Consider the following 527-nt stretch of genomic DNA (forward strand, 5'->3'; position numbering starts at 1 on the left):
ATCTACAGATATACCTCTATCTAGATAGTCTCTTCTAATCCTATCGGTTATTAAAGAAAAGCCTAAAAATTTCATTTTATTAACGAGATTAGTTTCATTCTTTGTAATCATGATTTCCAAAGTATTAGTTGCCATATAATTGACAATAATTGAATTTTCAGGATATTTAATCATTTTACATTTACCTTTAATATGGGTGTAGTTGAAGTAGGGACAGAATCTATTACCATTTCAGGTGCTCCTCCGGGTAAATGTTGTCCAGAACCAAGAAAGTTTCCATTACCTATAGCAGGCATGGGACTATGAGGATTCATATTACGTATACCTTCAATTTTACGAATATTGAATCCTTCTCGCAGAGAATTCGTCTTTAGACCCATATCTCTTTCTATTTGGTTAGCAACAGCTTTAGAAATAGTAACTTCCCCACTTTCCACTCCATTGAAATATTTAAGGGCACCTTGTTTGTCGGTAATAAAAGTACCATACCTTCCTATTTCAGAATAACTTCTATCTGCACTTATGGG

General features: G+C 33.6%; 1 protein-coding gene. It reads right to left on the reverse strand.

What is annotated here, in order from left to right; genetic code table 11:
* Positions 1 to 170: 170 nt before the first annotated feature.
* A partial coding sequence (locus tag IQ209_RS18000) for a type IV secretion protein Rhs (RefSeq protein WP_193852544.1) occupies positions 171 to 527 on the reverse strand: 357 nt, incomplete at its 5' end.

This window comes from Xenorhabdus sp. BG5 (assembly GCF_015163665.1).
GTDB lineage: Bacteria > Pseudomonadota > Gammaproteobacteria > Enterobacterales > Enterobacteriaceae > Xenorhabdus.